The sequence below is a fragment of the Sorangium sp. So ce128 genome (genome assembly GCF_051525245.1).
Taxonomy (GTDB): Bacteria; Myxococcota_A; Polyangia; order Polyangiales; family Polyangiaceae; genus Sorangium; species Sorangium cellulosum_B.
This window is the reverse complement of record NZ_CP150313.1, coordinates 393,142-408,746: the sequence shown is the minus strand read 5'-3', so window position 1 is coordinate 408,746 and position 15,605 is coordinate 393,142. Positions and strand designations below refer to the sequence as shown.

Here is a 15,605-nt window from a genome sequence, read left to right as displayed (position 1 = left end):
TCGCGGCGATAGGCCCAGTCCGGGGTGTTGACATGGACGTAAACTCAGGTTTACCGTTGGGCGACAGTTTTGTCATATCGCTCGTAGCTCACGCCTGAAGCGAGGCGCTCACTGGCACGCGGCCGGGCGCTCCGGGATGATGGCGATTCGAGGCCATGCGCTGGGGGGCTCCACCTTCGCTGTTGAAAAGGGTCCGAGTCATGAGCCGAATGGGAGGAGCGGGCCCGGAGAGTGCGAACGCCGCGTGGTCGGCGAGCGAGGAGCCCACGTCCCGCCCCGTCTCGATCGCGCCCCAGAGCAGGCCGCCCCGCTCCGCCCCGCCGGGGAGCTCGGGCGCCGCGCAGGAAACGGTGTTCCAGTGCGTCGAGCCGCCCTCGTCGCGCGTGCCGAGCAGGTTTCCCATCCGCAACTGGGATCGGTATGAGTGCGAGTCGCTCATCGGGAAAGGGGGAATGGGCACGGTCTACAAGGCCAGGGACCCGCGACTCCACAGGTACGTGGCGCTCAAGCTGATACGGGGCAACGATCCGGAGCTCGCCCAGCGCTTCATCTGGGAAGCGCGGGCCCAGGCCCGGGTCGAGCATCCGAACATCTGCAAGGTGTACGAGGTGGGCGAGGCGCAGGGCCAGCCGTTCATCGCCATGCAGTACATCGACGGCCAGCCGCTCCACCGGGTGGCGCAGCAGCTGTCCCTCGAGCAGCGGGTGAAGATCGTGGCCGACGTCGCGGACGGCCTGCACGCCGCCCACCGGCTCGGGCTGATCCACCGCGACATCAAGCCGGCGAACATCCTGGTGGAGCGGACCGCCGAGGGCGCCTTCCGCCCCTACCTCCTCGATTTCGGGCTCGCGAGGGACACCGCGGCGGACGCCCGAGCGACGGCGAGCGGCGAGGGGACGCCGGCGTACATGGCGCCCGAGCAGGTGTCCGGGGGCCAGCGCCAGCTCGACCGCCGCACGGACGTCTACTGCCTCGGCTCCACGCTCTACGAGGTCCTCGCCGGGCGCCCGCCGTTCGTCGACCCCTCGGTGACGAGCCTCATCGCCCGCGTGGCGCGCGAGCTGCCGGCGCCGGTGCGAAAGATCGACAAGCGGATCCCCGTCGATCTCGAGACCATCGTGATGAAGTGCCTCGAGAAGGAGCCCCAGCGGCGGTACGACTCCGCGAAGATGCTCGCGCTCGATCTCGAGCGCTACCTCGAGGGGGAGCCGATCCACGCGCGGCCGATGGGCATCGGCTACCGCGCCCTGAAGCGCGCCAGGAAGCACAGGCTCGCGGTCGCGGCGGCCGCCGTGGCGCTCGTCGTGCTCGCGCTCTCGGGCGCCGTCGCCCTCCGCGCGAAGCTCGCCGCCGCGCGGCAGGCCGAGCTCGCCGCGCGCGTGGCGTCCCTGGCCGAGGGCTTCGGTCAGGACGTCAAGGAGATGGAGCTGTTCATGCGCTACGCCTACGCGCTCCCCCTCCACGAGGTGTCGCGGGAGAAGGAGGTCATCCGGGCGCGCCTGGGCGAGATCGACCGGAAGATGCAGGGCATGCGCGAGACGACGGGCGATCTCGTCGAGGGCCCTGGCCGCTACGCGCTCGGGCGCGGGCACCTCGCGCTGCACGAGCCCGAGGAGGCGCTCGCGCACCTCGAGGCGGCGCTCGCGAGCGGGTACGCCACGCGCGAGGCGAAATTCGCGGCGGGCCTCGTGCACGGCATGCTCTACCTGAAGGGGCTCGATCGGGCGCGGCGCCTCGCCGACAAGGGGGAGCGGTCCGCGCACCAGCTCGAGCTCGAGGAGCGGCACAAGCAGCCGGCGATCAGGTACCTGAGGGACAGCGTGAGATCGGCCGCGGAGCCGCCGTCGTACGCCGTGGCGCTCATCGCGCTCTACGAGGAGCGGTTCGACGAGGCGCTCGCCGACGCGCGGCTGGCGTTCGCGCGATCGCCCTGGGAATACGAGGCGAAGAAGCTCGAGGGCGACATCCTGCTCGCGAAGGGCACGGCGGCGCGCGACCTCGGGGAGCACGCGGCGGCGCTCGTCGAGTTCTGGGGCGCCGTCGCCTCGTACGAGGCCGCGGCGGAGATGGCCGAGAGCGATCCCGACGTCCACGAGGCGGCCGCGCGCGCCCTGAGCGAGATCATGCTGATCGAGGCGCAGCGCGGCGGAGACGCGGAGGAGGTCGTCGCGCAGATCATCGCCCGGTGCGACAAGGCGCTCCGGGCGAGCCCGCGGGCGAGCGGCGCGCTCGCCAAGAAGGCCTGGGCGCTCGTGCACCGCGGGAGGCGCGACCTGTCGCGCGGATCGGACCCGAGGTCGGACCTCGTCGAGGCGGTCGCGGCCAGCGAGCAAGCGGTCCAGGGCGACCCGTCGGACGCGACCGCGTACGGCGCGATGGGGGCGAGCTTCTTCCTCCTCGCGTCGCACGAGAGCGCCGTGGGGCTCGACGCGTGGCCCTCGCTCGGCCGCGCGGTCGACAGCGCGCAGCGGTCGCTCGCCCTCGACCCGAACTCCTTCTGGGCGTGGAACGACGCCGCCATCGCCTACGGCATGATGGCCGAGTACGCCGCGTCCCGCGGCGCCGATCCCCTCCCCCTCTTCGAGATCGGCGCGTCGTACGCCGAGCGGGCGATCGAGATCGCGCCGAACGACATGCCGCCGCTCCTCAACCAGGGCTGGCTCTACGCGCGGCGCGCGCAGTACGAGCTCGACCACGGGGCGTCGCCCGAGGAGTCGCTCGACGTGGCCAAGGACAGCCTCGAGGCGGCCCTGCGGCGGCGCCCGGACAGCTACCGCGCCTACAACAACCTGGCCCTGACCTACCTGATCCAGGGCCGGCACGAGCGGCTCACCGGCGGCAGCCCGGAGGTCTCGCTCGCGCGGTCGATCGATGCGTACGGCGCGGCGGCGCACCTCAACCCGGACGATCTCGAGGCGAAGCAGGGGGCGGGCCTCGCGCGCATCGAGGCGGCGCACGGGGCGCTCCTCCGGGGAGGGGATCCGACGGCCGCGCTCCGCGCCGCGAGGGGCGCGATCGAGCCCATCGTGGCCGCGAGGCCGCAGCACGCGGGGGCGCTCCTCGCGCTCGGGCACATCGAGCTGCTCTCGGCGCGGTGGGCCGCGTCGCGCGGCGGGAGCCCTGCGGCGGCGCTCGACGCCGCGGAGCGCTCGCTGCTCCGCGCCCTCGAGGCGAACGGGGGCAATCCGAGGATCTTCGGCGCCCTGGCCGAGGTCCACCGGCAGCGCGCCGCCCTGACCGGGCCGGGGCTCCTCGACGTGCGCTCGGAGGTCGAGGCGGGCCTCGCGCTGATCGAGCGCACGCTGGCCATCGACCCGGGCTTCCCGCTGGCGAGCGCCAGGAAAGGCGCGCTGCTGCTCCTGAGGGCGAAGGCGGAGCGCGAGCGCGCGGCGCGCCTGGATCTGGCCCGGCGCGCCGGGGCCTTGCTCGACGAGGCGCTCCGCGGCAACCCGCTGCTCGCGCGCGAGTACGCGCCGCTCCTCGACGAGGCGGGGAAGGTCGCCGCGGCGAGCCACCCTTAGCCCCAGGTCCCCGCAGCACCACTACCGGCGCTTGGGCCGCGCCAGCCTGGCCATCGCCTCGTCGTGGGCCCACTTGACGCGCATGAACTCGCGGGCGTCGCCGCCGCGATCGGGGTGCGTGACGAGCGCGAGCCGGCGGAACGCCTGGCGGATCTCGTCCGCGCTCGCGGCCTCCGCCAGGCCGAGCACCGCGAACGGCGACACGCCGCGCGCTGACGCCGGCCGCGACGGCGCGCGGCTCGACGGCCCGGGTGGCGGCGGCGGGGGCGCCTCCCGCCGCGCGCGCGGCTTGGGCCACGGGGGCTCGCCGCGCAGGATGCGCGTCCAGGCCGTCGCCCACGCCGGCTCGATCTCGACGAGCGGGCGCCCGGCCGCGCGCTCGGCCTGCGCCCGCGCCTCCTCGACGGTCCGCGCGCCGCCCTGGCTCGCGTCCGGAGGGCGGAACGGGTCGCGCGCCGGCTCGGCCGTCCACCAGGCGGCCCACAGGAAGCGGCGGCGGCGGGTCGGGGTCACCGCGTAGACGCCGCGGAGCGGGAGCGTCATCGGGGCCTGGCCTTCAGAAGATCTCGGGGCACCACGGGGCGCGCGCGGCGCGGAACAGGCTGTCCGCGCGCTCGATGGCGCCTCCGGAGAGCGCCTCGACCTGGCCCGCGTCGGCCATGCAACGGAACGAGACGCCGCCGAGGTACGCCGAGCCGAGCGCCGTGACGTCGAGGCGGAGGTCCGGCGCCGCCGTGGTCCGCGTCGCGCGCCGCTCGCCCCCGTCGAGCTGGAACCGGCCCGCGTTCCAGGGGCAATCGCGGTCGGTGATCTCGAGCGTGAGCGCCTCGCCGCTGCCGTAGGCGCGCGCCGCGAGCGCGGCCTCGACGTCCACGATGCGCACCCACAGCCCGTCGCTCGCCGTGAGGCGCAGCCGCCGCGGCTCGACGAGGAGCATGCCGAGCGGATGATCGGGCGGCAGGAGGCTCGCCTCGATCCGATGCGCCAGGTCGATGTCGAAGAGGTACCGCCAGACGAGCCTCGTCCCGAGCGGCGAGGCGCCGATCGCCTCGATGACGCGGACGGAGCCGATCGGGATCGTGGACGCGTCCCACCGGTGGTGCACGCAGTACAGCGCGTAGGCCTCGGCGCGCCCGTCGACCTCGATCACGACGCGCTGGAGCGGGCCGCCCCCCTGGCGGATGAAGTCGTTGTCGCAGAGCCGCCGGCCCTGCCACCACGGCTCCGAGCGCGCCAGCATCCCGGGGACGAGCGGGCGGGCGCGCTCCCAGACCAGCGGGAACGCCTCGAGCGCCTCGGCTTCCCCGAGGAGCCGCGCCCGGCCCTCCGCGCTCGCCTCCCCACGGAACGCGCTGCGATCGCGCTCGATCGAGATGGAGCACGCCTGCGACGCGAGGCCGTAGCCGAAGCGGCCGTAAATGGAGCCCTCCGTGGCCCAGAGAGAGGAGATCGGCTGCCCCGCGGCCCGCGCCTCGTCGATGTGCCGCCGGACGAGGCGCGTGAGGATGCCGCGGCGGCGGTGCGTCGGCATGACCCCGACCATCGTGAGCCCGGCGACCGGGACGTCGCCGCCCGGCGTGGTCATCGTGAGCGAGAACGAGCCGGCCGCCCCGACGAGCGACCCGCCGTCGTACGCGCCGAGGCCATACGTGAGCTCCCGGAGCCGCTTCGTCGCCTCCAGGCGCTCGGGGTTCACGAGCGCGCCGAAGGCGGTGAGGATGGGATGGACGAACTCGCCGTGCTGCTCGGGGGCCAGCTGCCGCAGCTCGATGGTCATCCGCCTACGATAGCAGTCGCGCCGGCGCCCTCGCGTGGCGTCCTACGCGCTCAGCTGCTCGCGCTCCCTCGCCGCCGCCCGCCGGATGCGCGTCTTCAGCCAGGCCTCGATGAGCGGCCACACCGTGAGCGGCGCGTCCCGGCCGACGACGATGTCGAGGTGGCCGCGCGGGAACTCGCGGTACGTCCTGTCCGAGGAGCGGCTGAAATCGTACGCAGGCTTCACCGACGCCGGCGGCGCGAGGTCGTCGTGCGTGCCCGCGATGACCAGGAGCGGCAGGTCGAGCTGCTCGAAGCGCTCTGCGTAGCCGAAGAGGCTCCCCATGTGGTGGCCGCTCTTCCGCGACGCCGCCGCGTCCAGGAACATGTTCCGGAGCACCGTGATGCTGCCGCTGTCCATCGCCAGCGACATGTGCTGCGTGAGCACCCGCGTCTCCATCGAGCCGGGCACGAACCCCCGGATCGGCAGCGGAAAGATCGGGCTCTCGACGAACGCCCGCACGAACCGGAACGGCTCGCCCCACGCCGACAGCGGGAGCGCCCCCTGCCCGAGCGGGACGCGCCGGTCGACCGTCAGCATCAGCCGGCCGAGCAGCGCGAGCGACCGCGACCCGTGCGTGAACAGGTACGGGCTCCCGAGCGTGACGATCCCGCCGACCGCGTCCCCCATCGTCGGCGCCGTCGCGTAGCCGACGAGCCCCCCGAGCGAGTGGCCGATCAGGTACACAGGCCGCGGGCCCGAGATGCGCCGGATCTCCTCGATCGCCGCCGGCACGTCCTCGCGGACGAAATCGGTCACGTGGGCCGGCCGCCGCGCCCCGAGGTGCCGCGACCGACCGTGCCCCCGCAGGTCCAGGTTGAAGACGTCGAAGCCCGCGCGCGCCAGGTAGTTCGAGAAGCTCCGCGACGGCAGGTGCCAGATGTACCGGTTCTGGCCGTACCCGTGGACCAGCAGCACGCTCGCCACCGTGCTCCGGAGCCGCGCGCTCCGCTTGCGGATCATCGCCAGCGGCACGTCCCGCTCCACCGGCTCCGCGTCCTCCACCCCCGGCGCGCGCGCCCCCTCGATCCCACGGCTCGCCGGCGGGGACTCGTGCGCGGTGCTGCGGACCCGCACCACCACGAGCTCCTTGATGAACCTGTCCCGCTCGTCGCGGTCGATCGTCTGCTCGACCTGGGCCTGATGCAGGATCATCCTTTCCGTCTATTGCGGATTATTTTGCTGTGTGCAACCTCGTTTGGTCCGCCAGCAATGCCGTCGCCGTGGGGCCCTGCCGCGCCAACATCGCACGGCCACCGACGGCGATCACGAGCAGGCGCGCTCCGGCGCGCGGTCGTGGAAAAAGCTCCGCCGTGGGCGGTCCGCAGGCGTCACACGGCGCTGCGTCTCGTGTACCCTCCCCTCCGCTGGTGCCCGGTCCACCGGGGCGCGCGGAGAACCCGATGCTGACCTCGGCGCGCCCGTTCCGTGGGCGCGGAGCCCGGCCCTGAACTTACGCATCGCTAGGTGACCTACAATGTACCACGTGAAGATGGGTCGGCAGCTCGCGGTCGGGGTGCACGCAAGGGCCGCCGCGCTCGCCGCATTGCTCGGCGCCGTGTGCTTCTCATCGAGCGCCGGCGCGCAGCCCAAGGACGACGCCGAAGGCAACCTGGACGACTCCCCTGCTGCCGAGAAGCAGGCCACGGACGAGAAGGCGCAGGACGACAAGGCGCCTGGCGAGAAGGACAAGCCGCAGGAAGCGCCGCCCGAGGCGGCGGATGAGAACGCCCCGTTCGAGAGGGAGGGCAAGACCTATCGGTTCGCCGGGCTCCGGTTCCGGAACCTCATTGTGCCGAAGGCGATGATCAACCTCTTCGCGGACGGCGGGTCGAGCGTGAACGTGTTCACCTTCGGCCCGGAGCTCTCGACGCGCAGGGACGGGCTCGAGATCGATCTGGCGATCTCCTACGCGGACTACTCGATGGATCCCTTCCTCTTCAAGGGGAAGAACGACGGCAACGACGCCTGGGAGATGGTGTCGAGCACCATGAAGCTCGTCTACTTCACGACCGATCTCCTCTACGAGATCCCGCTCGACAAGGAGAAGGGCCGCTTCTCCCTGCTGATCGGCGGCGGCGTCGGGCTCGGCGTCGTCTTCGGCAACCTCTACCGCGCGCAGGCGTACCCGAACAACCCGTCGCGCCTCGACCCCGACGACGTGGGCTCGTGGAGCAAGTGCGCCGGCCCGACCGGCGGCTTCTGCGACGGCTCCAACGAGCATTTCGGCGACTACGACGAGCCGAGCTGGATCAACGGAGGCTCCAAGCCGTCGGTGTTCCCGTGGATCTCGTTCCCGCAGCTCAGCTTCCGGTACAAGCCGATCAAGCAGCTTCAGACGCGGCTCGACGCCGGCTTCTCCATCACAGGGTTGTTCTTCGGGCTGTCCGCGGGGTATGGCCTCTGATCGAGGGATGAGGTGACGTCGCGTCCGCTGTTTCCGCCGCGTTATGAGCCGATCGGGGCCCTCGGAAAGGGCGGTGGTGGCGAGGTGTGGGCGGTGCGCGACCGCCTCACCGGCAAGACGGCCGCGCTGAAGACGCTCGGCGAGGAGGCGGACGAGCCGGAGGTGCTCGCGCTCGTCCGCGAGGCGGCGGCGCTGTCGGGCGTCGAGGGCCTCGGCGTGCCGCGCGTGCTGCGCTTCGGCCGGCTGCCCGCGTCAGGGCGGCCCTTCATGGTGCGCGAGCTCGTCGAGGGGACGAGCCTCGCCGATCTGCTCGCGCGCAAGGGCGACCTGGCCAAAAACCTCGCGGCCATCGCCGACGCGGCCGATCAGCTGACGCGCCTGCACCGCGCGCTCCTGCTGCACGGCGACGTGAAGCCCGCGAACATCATCGTCGGCGAGGGCGGCCGCGCCACGCTCGTCGACCTCGGCCTCGCCGCGCCGTTCCGGGACGACGGCTCGCGGCCCGTGGGCCTCACGCCCCGCTACGCCGCGCCGGAGCTCTTCAAGGGCGACCCGCTCACCGTCCGCGCCGAGGTGTTCGCGCTCGGCGCGACGCTCGCCGAGGCCCTCCGCGACAGCGGTGGCGAGCGCGATCCGAAGGTCGTCGAGGCGCTCCAGGGGGTCGTCGACCGGGCGACCGCCAAGGACCCGAACGCGCGCTACCCGAGCGCCGACGAGCTCGCGAACGCGCTCCGGCGCGCGGCGCGGCTCCCCTCCGGGCCGGGAGAGGAGGCCGCGAGGTCGGGCGAGGCGGGCGCGCGTCCCGACGCGGACGCGGGCGCCGTGGTCTGGCCCATCGTCGGGCTGGACGCGCCCTCCACGCGGCTGCTCGCGCAGATCATGGCGCTGCCCGCGGGCGGCGGGCTCTCCATCGAAGGCCCGCGCGCTTCCGGGCGGAGCGCGCTGCTCCGGCGCATCGCGTGGTCGCTCGAGGTCGGCGGGTACGCCGTCGCGTGGGTCGAGGCGGCCCGCGTGGCAGACCAGCGCGAGGCGCTCTCGATCGAGCTGTCGGAGCACGATCTCGGCCGGGTGACGGCGCTCGTCGACGACGCCGATCGGCTCGGCGACGCGGCGATCGAGCGGCTCGACGAGGTGCGGAAGGCCGGCGGCAAGCTCGTGCTCGTGCTCGGGGATCCATCGGAGAGCGGCGCGAACCGGGGGCCAGGCGCGGCGCGCGGCGCGCCCGCTGACGACGCGCCTTCACCCGCGCGCCTGGGCCGCGGGTTCGAGCGCTTCGAGATGGCGCCGCTCGACGAGCAGGTCGCCCGCGAGCTCGTGCAGCGCACCATCCCGTCGCTGAGCGACGCGGTGGCGGCGCACGTCGTCTCCCGCGCGGGGCGGTGGCCCGGGCGCATCCGCGAGATCGTCGCGTGCATCGCGCGCGCGCCCGTCGCGTCGACCGAGGACGTCGATCGGCTGCTCGACGCGCCCCCGACGAGCGCGGTCGCGTCCGGGCCGGGCGGCGCGGGCGCCGAGGGGGCGGCGCTGCCGCCGGCGGAGATCCACCGGCTGCTCGACCGGGGCCACTTCGACGCGGCCGCGGAGGCGCTCGGGCGGCACGAGGGCGACGGCTCGGCCGCCGCGGTGCCCAGCTTGACGATCGCGCGCGCGCGGCTCGCCATGAACCGCGGCGACACGGCGAGGGCGCTCGCCGAGCTCGGGCGCGTGAAGGACCAGGTCGAGGCCTCGCGCGATCACGCGCTGGCGGCGTTCTGGTCGCTGCAGATGGCCCGCGCGCTCGTGCGCGCCGGCGACTACGGCGAGGCGGAGCGCCGCGCGGGCGAGGCCGTGGAGCGGGTGGGCCCGCTCAAGATCGAGGCGGAGCTGACCGGCGCGTCGCGCCCCGAGCTCGCGACGGCCGCCGCGTTCGGCGCCTCGCCCGAGGCGATCGTCTCCGAGGCGGTGGCGACGCGCGGGCTCGCGCAGAGCTTCGCCTCGCGGCACGAGGACGCGAAGCGCACGCTGGAGCACGCGGTGCGGCTCGCGCGGCTCACGGGGGAGCCACGGATCCTGTCGGTCGCGCTCGTGTCGCTCGCCTTCGCGCTCCAGCGGGACGACCACCTCAGCGAGGCGAAGGCGGTCTACGAGGAGGCGCTCACGGCCGCGGAGCAGGCCGGCGACGCGGGCACGCTCGCGACGACCCGCCTGAACCTCGCCGCGCTCACGAAGCTCCAGGGCGACCTCGGCGCGGCCATCCGCCACCTCGAGGCCGCCGTCGACCTGGGCCGGCGCTCCGGCCGCGTGGCGACGATCCGCCAGGCGCTCCTCAACCTCGCGAACCTCGACCTCTACCTCGGGCGGCTCGCGCGGGCCCGGGTGTCGCTCGACGCGCTCGCCGCCCAGCGCGCGGATCTCGCGCCGCAGCAGCAGGCGCAGCTGCTCGCGCTCGAGGCGGAGCACGCCGCGCGCTCGGGCGATCTCGAGCAGGCCGAGCGGCTCTGCCTCGAGTGCGCCGAGGCGTACGAGGCGATGGGCCGGCGCATCGACGGGGTCGAGGCGCGGCTCGAGCGCGTGCTCTTCGCGGTGGCGCGCGCCGGCGCGGATCCGCGCGCCCTCGGCGAGGAGATCGACGTGGCGTCGGAGCGCCTGGGGACGACCGGCGCCCACCGCGCCCTGCTCGCGCTCGCGCGCGGCCGCGTCGCGGCGCTCGCGCGCGACGAGTGGCGGGCCCGGGCGGCGTACGACGAGGCGCTCGACGCGGCGCGCGCCGCGGGCCAGCGCGACTGGATCTGGCGCGCGCTGGAGGCGCGGGCGCAGCTCGAGACGGAGCGGGGGCACCTCATCCGGGCGCGCCACGACCGCGAGGAGGCGCTGATCACGCTGGAGGAGATCGCCTCGAAGCTGCCGCGCGACCTCCGGGAGGTGTTCTGGAACGACGCGCGGCGCAAGGAGATCCGGGCGGCCGCGATGCTCGAGCTGATGAGCAGCCGCACGGTGCCGTTCACCCAGCAGAGCGCGGCGGCTCAGGCAGGCGCTGCGGCCCCCCAGGGCGAGGACCGGCTGGCGCGGGTCCTCGAGATCAACCGCGAGATCGCCGGCGAGCACGATCTCACGCGCCTGCTGGCGAAGGTGACCGATCATGCGATCGCGCTCCTCCAGGCGGAGCGCGGGTTCATCATCCTGCAGCGACCGCCGCGCGACGAGCTGCAGCAGGTCGGGGGCGAAGGCGCGGTCGATCTCTCGATCCACGCCTCGCGCGACCAGGCGGGGGACGACCCGCACGCGCGCTTCTCCAGCTCGATCGCCGAGCGTGTGATCTCCACGGGTGAGCCGGTCGTGACCGCGAGCGCGCGGGACGACGCGCGCATGAGCGATTACGTCTCCGTGCACCAGCTCATGCTGCAGTCGGTCGCGTGCGTCCCGATCCGGCAGCGGAGCGGGCAGGTGATCGGCGCGCTGTACCTGGAGACCCGGCTGAGCGCGGCGGCGAAGTTCGAGGTGGAGCTCCCGACGCTGACGGCGCTGGCCGATCAGGTCGCGATCGCGATCGAGACGGCGCGCCTCGTGAGCGAGAACGAGCGCCGCGCCCGCGAGCTGGAGCGCGCGAACGAGGAGCTGCGCGCGGCGCGCGCCAAGCTGGAGGAGCTCCTCGGCCACCGCACCGCGCAGCTGGCCGCGACGCGGCGGGATCTGCGCTCGGCGCGCGCGGTGATCCGCGGCCATTTCGGCTACGAGGGCCTGGTCGGCACGAGCGAGGCGATGCGCCGCGTCTACGCGCTCATCGACCGGGTGAAGGACACGGACATCCCGATCCTGATCACGGGCGAGAGCGGGACGGGCAAGGAGGTCGTCGCGCGGACGATCCACAACGCGAGCCCGCGGGCGAAGAAGCCGTTCGTCGGCATCAACTGCGGCGCGATCCCGGAGCACCTGCTGGAGAGCGAGCTCTTCGGGCACGTCCGCGGCGCGTTCACCGGCGCCGATCGCGACCGCAAGGGGCTCTTCCGGGAGGTGACCGGCGGCACCATCCTGCTCGACGAGATCGGGGAGATGCCGCAGAAGATGCAGGCGGGGCTCTTGCGTGTGCTGCAGGAGAAGGTCGTCCGTCCGGTCGGCGGCGCGCGCGAGGAGCCGGTCGACGCGCGGGTCATCGCGGCGACGCACCGGGATCTCGCCGACATGGTCTCGAGGGGCACGTTCCGCGAGGATCTCTACTACCGGCTGCACGTCGTCGAGGTGCGGGTTCCGTCGCTGCGCCAGCGGATCGAGGACATCCCGCTGCTCATCGACTACTTCCTCGGGATCTTCGCCGCGCGCTACGGCCGCGATCGCCGCAGCGTGTCCCGCGCCGCGCTGAAGCGGCTGTCGGCGTACACCTGGCCCGGGAACGTGCGGCAGCTCGAGAACGTGCTGCTCAACGCGTGGGTCCTGTCGGATCGCCCCGAGCTGGAGAGCGAGGACTTCGAGCTCCCCGACGCGGCGCCTCGGTCGCTGCGGGGCTCGCTCGACAGCGGCGCCACGCCCCCGCCGCGAGCGCCCGCTGGCGGCGGGGCGCCCGCGAGCGCGGGCCGGGCTCCGCCGTCGAGCGACCCGCACCACGTCGAGACGTCGCTGGACGCGCACAAGGCGAGCGAGCGGGAGCGAATCCTTGTCGCGCTCTCGAGCTGTAACTGGAACCGGGTGAAGGCGGCGCAGGTCGTGGGCCTGCCGCGCCGGACGTTCTACCGGCGCCTCAAGGAGTACGGGATCCAGTGACACGGGGGCCGCGCTCGGGGCAAGGGCGCGGCGGAGAAGCTGGGGGAACACCGGCGCCCCGGCCGGAGCAGCCGTGTCATCGCGGTGGCGCGTCACCTCGCCCAGAGGACCGAGAGCTCGAGCTCGATGGCCTCGAAGGGCTCAACGCGGACGCGAGCGGAGTCGTGGTGGACGACGGCGGGCCCCCAGCGACGATCCTGGCCGAGCACATAGACCTCGAGCGTCCGCGCGATCGGGTCGACGAGCCACGCGTGCCGCACGCCCTCGCGCGCGTAGATGGGCATCTTCTCGTCGCGGTCGACGTCCTCGGTCGACGGGCTCACGACCTCGCAGACCCAGTCCGGGGCGAGCGCGAAATAGGCCGTCTCGGGCAGCTCGGGCATGCGCTCGCGGCGCCAGCCGGCGAGGTCGGGCACGAGCGCGTCGATCTCGCCCGGCGCGTCCGGGTCGGGGAAGTGCAGTTCGGGCTCGACCAAGATGGTCCAGCCGCCGGGCCCGCCGCGGCCGCGGTCGAACGGGCCGAAGAGCTCCCCCTGCAGCGCGCTCTCCGCCCTGGAATGCCGCGGCGCCGGCCGGGGCATGACGTGGAGCACGCCCCCGATGAGCTCCGCCACCTTGTTCGGCGGGACGGCTTCGAGGTCGGCGTACGTCGCGCGGCGCTGCTTCTCGGCGGGCTGGCCCATGGGCGAAGCCTGCCCGGGGGCGGATGGCGCGGCAAGGCGGCGAGACGTGCGGGGTCGACCCGCCAATAACCCCTGGAAACGCCGCACTTCCCGGCGCATCATCCCGGCCACGGGATCCACGTGAGCGATCGTTCGAACCTCGCCGCCTCCATCGACGGCGCGCCCCTCGCCGACGAGGAGGCGCGCGATCTCTGGACGCGGTTCAGCCGGTACATGGATGAGCACCGCGGCGACACGGCGGGCTTCGCGCGGGAGAACGGCTACGTGAGCGTGACGCCGACCTTCGAGCGCGGGCGGGCGCTGCTCGTCGTCCGGACGACGGAGGCGCCGCCGGAGAAGCCGGCCCAGCGTCCCGGTGGAGAGAAGCCGGCCCGGCGTCCCGGCGGAGAGAAGCCAGCGCCGCGCGGCGGAGGCAGCAGCAAGCCGGCGCGCGGCAGGCGGCGGCGCTGAGCGCCCACGGTACGGGCGCGAATCGCGAGCTGCCTCGATCCCGGCGGAGGGACGCCCCGATCGGCCGGAGCCTCACCGCGACTTGCCGGCCCCTCCGGGGAAGTCCTTGCGCTTGATCTTGGCGCGCCGGCCGTCGGGGTGGTGGAACACGATCCCCTCGGCGAGGTGGCCCGGGGCGAAGCGGCTCTCCAGGTGCTGGAACAGGCCGTGGAGGCCGTCATAGGTCCTCGGGACGTCATCGTAGACGGGAATCTCGAGGTTGAACGGCACGACCATGTGCCTGGCGAGCCCGAGCGGGTTGCCCTGAATGCTCGGTCCGAGCGCCTCGGCCGAGTGCTCGCCGTCCGGCCAGCCCAGAAACTCCGTCCCGCGAACCGCCTCGAAGATCCACTTGTCTTCCGGACCGTGCTCGTCGGCGTCGACGTACCAGCCGTCGATGATTCCCTGCTGCTTCTGGAGCTTGCTCGGGTTCCTGCGCTTCTCGACCCGGACCACGTGGCCCGAGCGAATGGTCAACCGCACGTTCGTGCCGTCGAGCTTCTCGGTGGGACGGCCCTCGCCCGCAAAGACCCACTCGCACCCCTCCCGCGGCTTCGGGAGCACCTTGAAGTCGTCGCCGCGATCGAAAATCGTCGGAATCTTCTCCATGACCTGAATGCCCTTTCGTACCTGGCCGAGCAGCTCGTCAGGGGTGATGACACCCCCAGCGAGCCCGCTCGCCAGGGCACGCACCAGCTCCGCGACGGAGGTGCTCGCCTCGAGCGCGACGCGCTTCAGCGCCATCCGCTCCTCCGGCGAGATCCACGCGACGAGGCGTGACCAGCCTTCGGGCGGAACCCATGTCGCGAGCTGCTGCGGATCCTTCCTCGGTCTGCCGCGCGGGCGGCCTGGCGCAGTCACGAGCTTCAGGGTAGCCCGATTTTCTATTGTGTCAATTAGCAAAACAAGAATTGAGAGCGAGGTGGGAGAGGTAGGAACAGGTAAGACGTCGCGTGCTGCCCTCGTGTCGAGCGCTGCGCTCGTGGAGATCGGGAGCCAGGGCGAGCGCCGCGAAGGCGCGCGTGGACGCGCGCCTCGGGACATCGAGACTCCGTGCGCGGTGACGCCCTGGCGCTGCAACAGGGCTGCTGGTCTGCGCCGCGGGTTCAGTCGAGGAGGGTCCAGGTGGCCTTGGCGGTGCAGCCGTAAGCGTCGAGCGCGCCGGGGTGCGTGAGGGGGACGAGCTTGGTCTGGCCCTTGGCGAGCGGCCCGGTGACCGAGCGGGTGTAGGGCCCCGGATCGCCGTAGTAGTGCGTGACGGTGAAGGTGATCTTCGCCGAGTCCGGAACGCCAAAGAGCGAGGTGTTCTTGATCGCGGCGTTCGGGTTGAAGATGCTGGGATAGGTGATCGAGCAGGAGAGGTTCACGGTCTTCGTGACCGGGCCGCCGCCGTCATCGCCGCCAGGACCGATGATCGCCTCTGCGCCCTCGCCCACGACCTCGGCGGCGTCGCTCGCGCCCTCATCGACGCTGTCGCCCTCGAGCGGCTCGGCGATGCAGCCGACGAGCGAGGAGGACGAGATGAGCGAGCAGAGGAGCAGGTTCTTGATGTTCATGGTGGTGTGTCCTTGGGTCGGGTGTTCGCGCTCGCGAGATGGCGTGTCGGCGGCCTCTGGCGAGCTCGAGCTCGCCTCGGCGTCCCTCGTCGCTGTCTCGCGGCGCCGCATCCGGATAGAGCAACCGGCGGACCAGGTTGTCGGGGTGCTTCGGGCCGCCCCCAGGCGCGCCCAGGATCCGCGTGGAAGGCGGCCTATCTCGGGGTTTTCGCGCTCCACCGCGCCGCGCCGGCGGGCGCCCGCGCGGCGCGGTGGAGGTCAGAGCCCCCACGCCGACGGCGCGGGCCTCCACCAGGTGTCCTCTCAGGTGCTCTCTGGCCCGGAAGAGCGCTGCAGGCCCAGACTCGATCCGCGCCGCCGCGGGGGCCGGTGCTCCCCCTGAAGCCCCGCGATCGAGCG

The 15,605-nt window shown here is 73.3% G+C and carries 10 protein-coding genes; 4 read left to right on the top strand and 6 right to left on the bottom strand.

The window, feature by feature from the left end; genetic code table 11:
* Positions 1 to 200 precede the first annotated feature (200 nt).
* The gene (locus WME82_RS01575) at positions 201 to 3,521 is read left to right on the top strand and encodes a protein kinase domain-containing protein (protein WP_438041381.1); all 3,321 of its coding nucleotides are present in this window, start codon (positions 201 to 203) and stop codon (positions 3,519 to 3,521) included.
* A 21-nt stretch (positions 3,522 to 3,542) separates the two neighbouring features.
* Here WME82_RS01575 and WME82_RS01570 read toward each other — a convergent pair whose 3' ends face one another.
* Genes WME82_RS01570 through WME82_RS01560 form a run of 3 tightly spaced genes read right to left on the bottom strand, consistent with a single transcriptional unit; the run spans position 3,543 to position 6,492 of the window.
* Entirely contained in the window at positions 3,543 to 4,064 is a 522-nt protein-coding gene (locus tag WME82_RS01570; RefSeq protein ID WP_438041380.1) for a J domain-containing protein, read from the bottom strand.
* 13 nt (positions 4,065 to 4,077) lie between these two features.
* On the bottom strand, positions 4,078 to 5,298 hold the full coding sequence (locus WME82_RS01565) for a GNAT family N-acetyltransferase (protein WP_438041379.1): 1,221 nt from the start codon (positions 5,296 to 5,298) through the stop codon (positions 4,078 to 4,080).
* Positions 5,299 to 5,340: 42 nt separating this feature from the next.
* A complete protein-coding gene (locus WME82_RS01560; RefSeq protein WP_437743829.1) occupies positions 5,341 to 6,492 on the bottom strand; it encodes an alpha/beta fold hydrolase in 1,152 nt (383 codons plus the stop codon).
* A gap of 322 nt (positions 6,493 to 6,814) precedes the next feature.
* Between WME82_RS01560 and WME82_RS01555 the strand changes: the two genes are divergently transcribed.
* The gene (locus WME82_RS01555; protein ID WP_437743828.1) at positions 6,815 to 7,744 is read left to right on the top strand and encodes a hypothetical protein; all 930 of its coding nucleotides are present in this window, start codon (positions 6,815 to 6,817) and stop codon (positions 7,742 to 7,744) included.
* Between the two features lie 12 nt (positions 7,745 to 7,756).
* Positions 7,757 to 12,478 carry a sigma 54-interacting transcriptional regulator gene (locus tag WME82_RS01550; RefSeq protein WP_438041378.1) on the top strand — a complete coding sequence of 1,574 codons (4,722 nt, stop codon included), beginning with the start codon at positions 7,757 to 7,759 and terminating at the stop codon, positions 12,476 to 12,478.
* Positions 12,479 to 12,570: 92 nt separating this feature from the next.
* Here WME82_RS01550 and WME82_RS01545 read toward each other — a convergent pair whose 3' ends face one another.
* Positions 12,571 to 13,161 carry a Uma2 family endonuclease gene (locus tag WME82_RS01545; RefSeq protein WP_438041377.1) on the bottom strand — a complete coding sequence of 197 codons (591 nt, stop codon included), beginning with the start codon at positions 13,159 to 13,161 and terminating at the stop codon, positions 12,571 to 12,573.
* Between the two features lie 120 nt (positions 13,162 to 13,281).
* Here WME82_RS01545 and WME82_RS01540 point away from each other — a divergent pair, with 120 nt between their 5' ends.
* Entirely contained in the window at positions 13,282 to 13,611 is a 330-nt protein-coding gene (locus WME82_RS01540; protein WP_438041376.1) for a hypothetical protein, read from the top strand.
* Positions 13,612 to 13,683: 72 nt separating this feature from the next.
* Here the strand turns inward: WME82_RS01540 and WME82_RS01535 are convergent, their stop codons facing one another.
* Both WME82_RS01535 and WME82_RS01530 read right to left on the bottom strand, forming a co-directional pair.
* Positions 13,684 to 14,394 (bottom strand): hypothetical protein, encoded by a 711-nt coding sequence (locus tag WME82_RS01535; protein ID WP_437743824.1) that lies wholly within the window; start codon positions 14,392 to 14,394, stop codon positions 13,684 to 13,686.
* 362 nt (positions 14,395 to 14,756) lie between these two features.
* Positions 14,757 to 15,206 (bottom strand): hypothetical protein, encoded by a 450-nt coding sequence (locus WME82_RS01530; protein ID WP_438041375.1) that lies wholly within the window; start codon positions 15,204 to 15,206, stop codon positions 14,757 to 14,759.
* Positions 15,207 to 15,605: the final 399 nt, after the last annotated feature.

What these genes read in the sequence shown, in the direction of transcription:
- WME82_RS01535 (WP_437743824.1), bottom strand. Translation starts at nt 14,394, where the DNA reads ATGGCGCTGAAGCGCGTCGCGCTCGAGGCGAGCACCTCCGTCGCGGAG.
- WME82_RS01560 (WP_437743829.1), bottom strand. Translation starts at nt 6,492, where the DNA reads ATGATCCTGCATCAGGCCCAGGTCGAGCAGACGATCGACCGCGACGAG.
- WME82_RS01530 (WP_438041375.1), bottom strand. Translation starts at nt 15,206, where the DNA reads ATGAACATCAAGAACCTGCTCCTCTGCTCGCTCATCTCGTCCTCCTCG.
- WME82_RS01575 (WP_438041381.1), top strand. Translation starts at nt 201, where the DNA reads ATGAGCCGAATGGGAGGAGCGGGCCCGGAGAGTGCGAACGCCGCGTGG.
- WME82_RS01570 (WP_438041380.1), bottom strand. Translation starts at nt 4,064, where the DNA reads ATGACGCTCCCGCTCCGCGGCGTCTACGCGGTGACCCCGACCCGCCGC.
- WME82_RS01555 (WP_437743828.1), top strand. Translation starts at nt 6,815, where the DNA reads ATGTACCACGTGAAGATGGGTCGGCAGCTCGCGGTCGGGGTGCACGCA.
- WME82_RS01565 (WP_438041379.1), bottom strand. Translation starts at nt 5,298, where the DNA reads ATGACCATCGAGCTGCGGCAGCTGGCCCCCGAGCAGCACGGCGAGTTC.
- WME82_RS01545 (WP_438041377.1), bottom strand. Translation starts at nt 13,161, where the DNA reads ATGGGCCAGCCCGCCGAGAAGCAGCGCCGCGCGACGTACGCCGACCTC.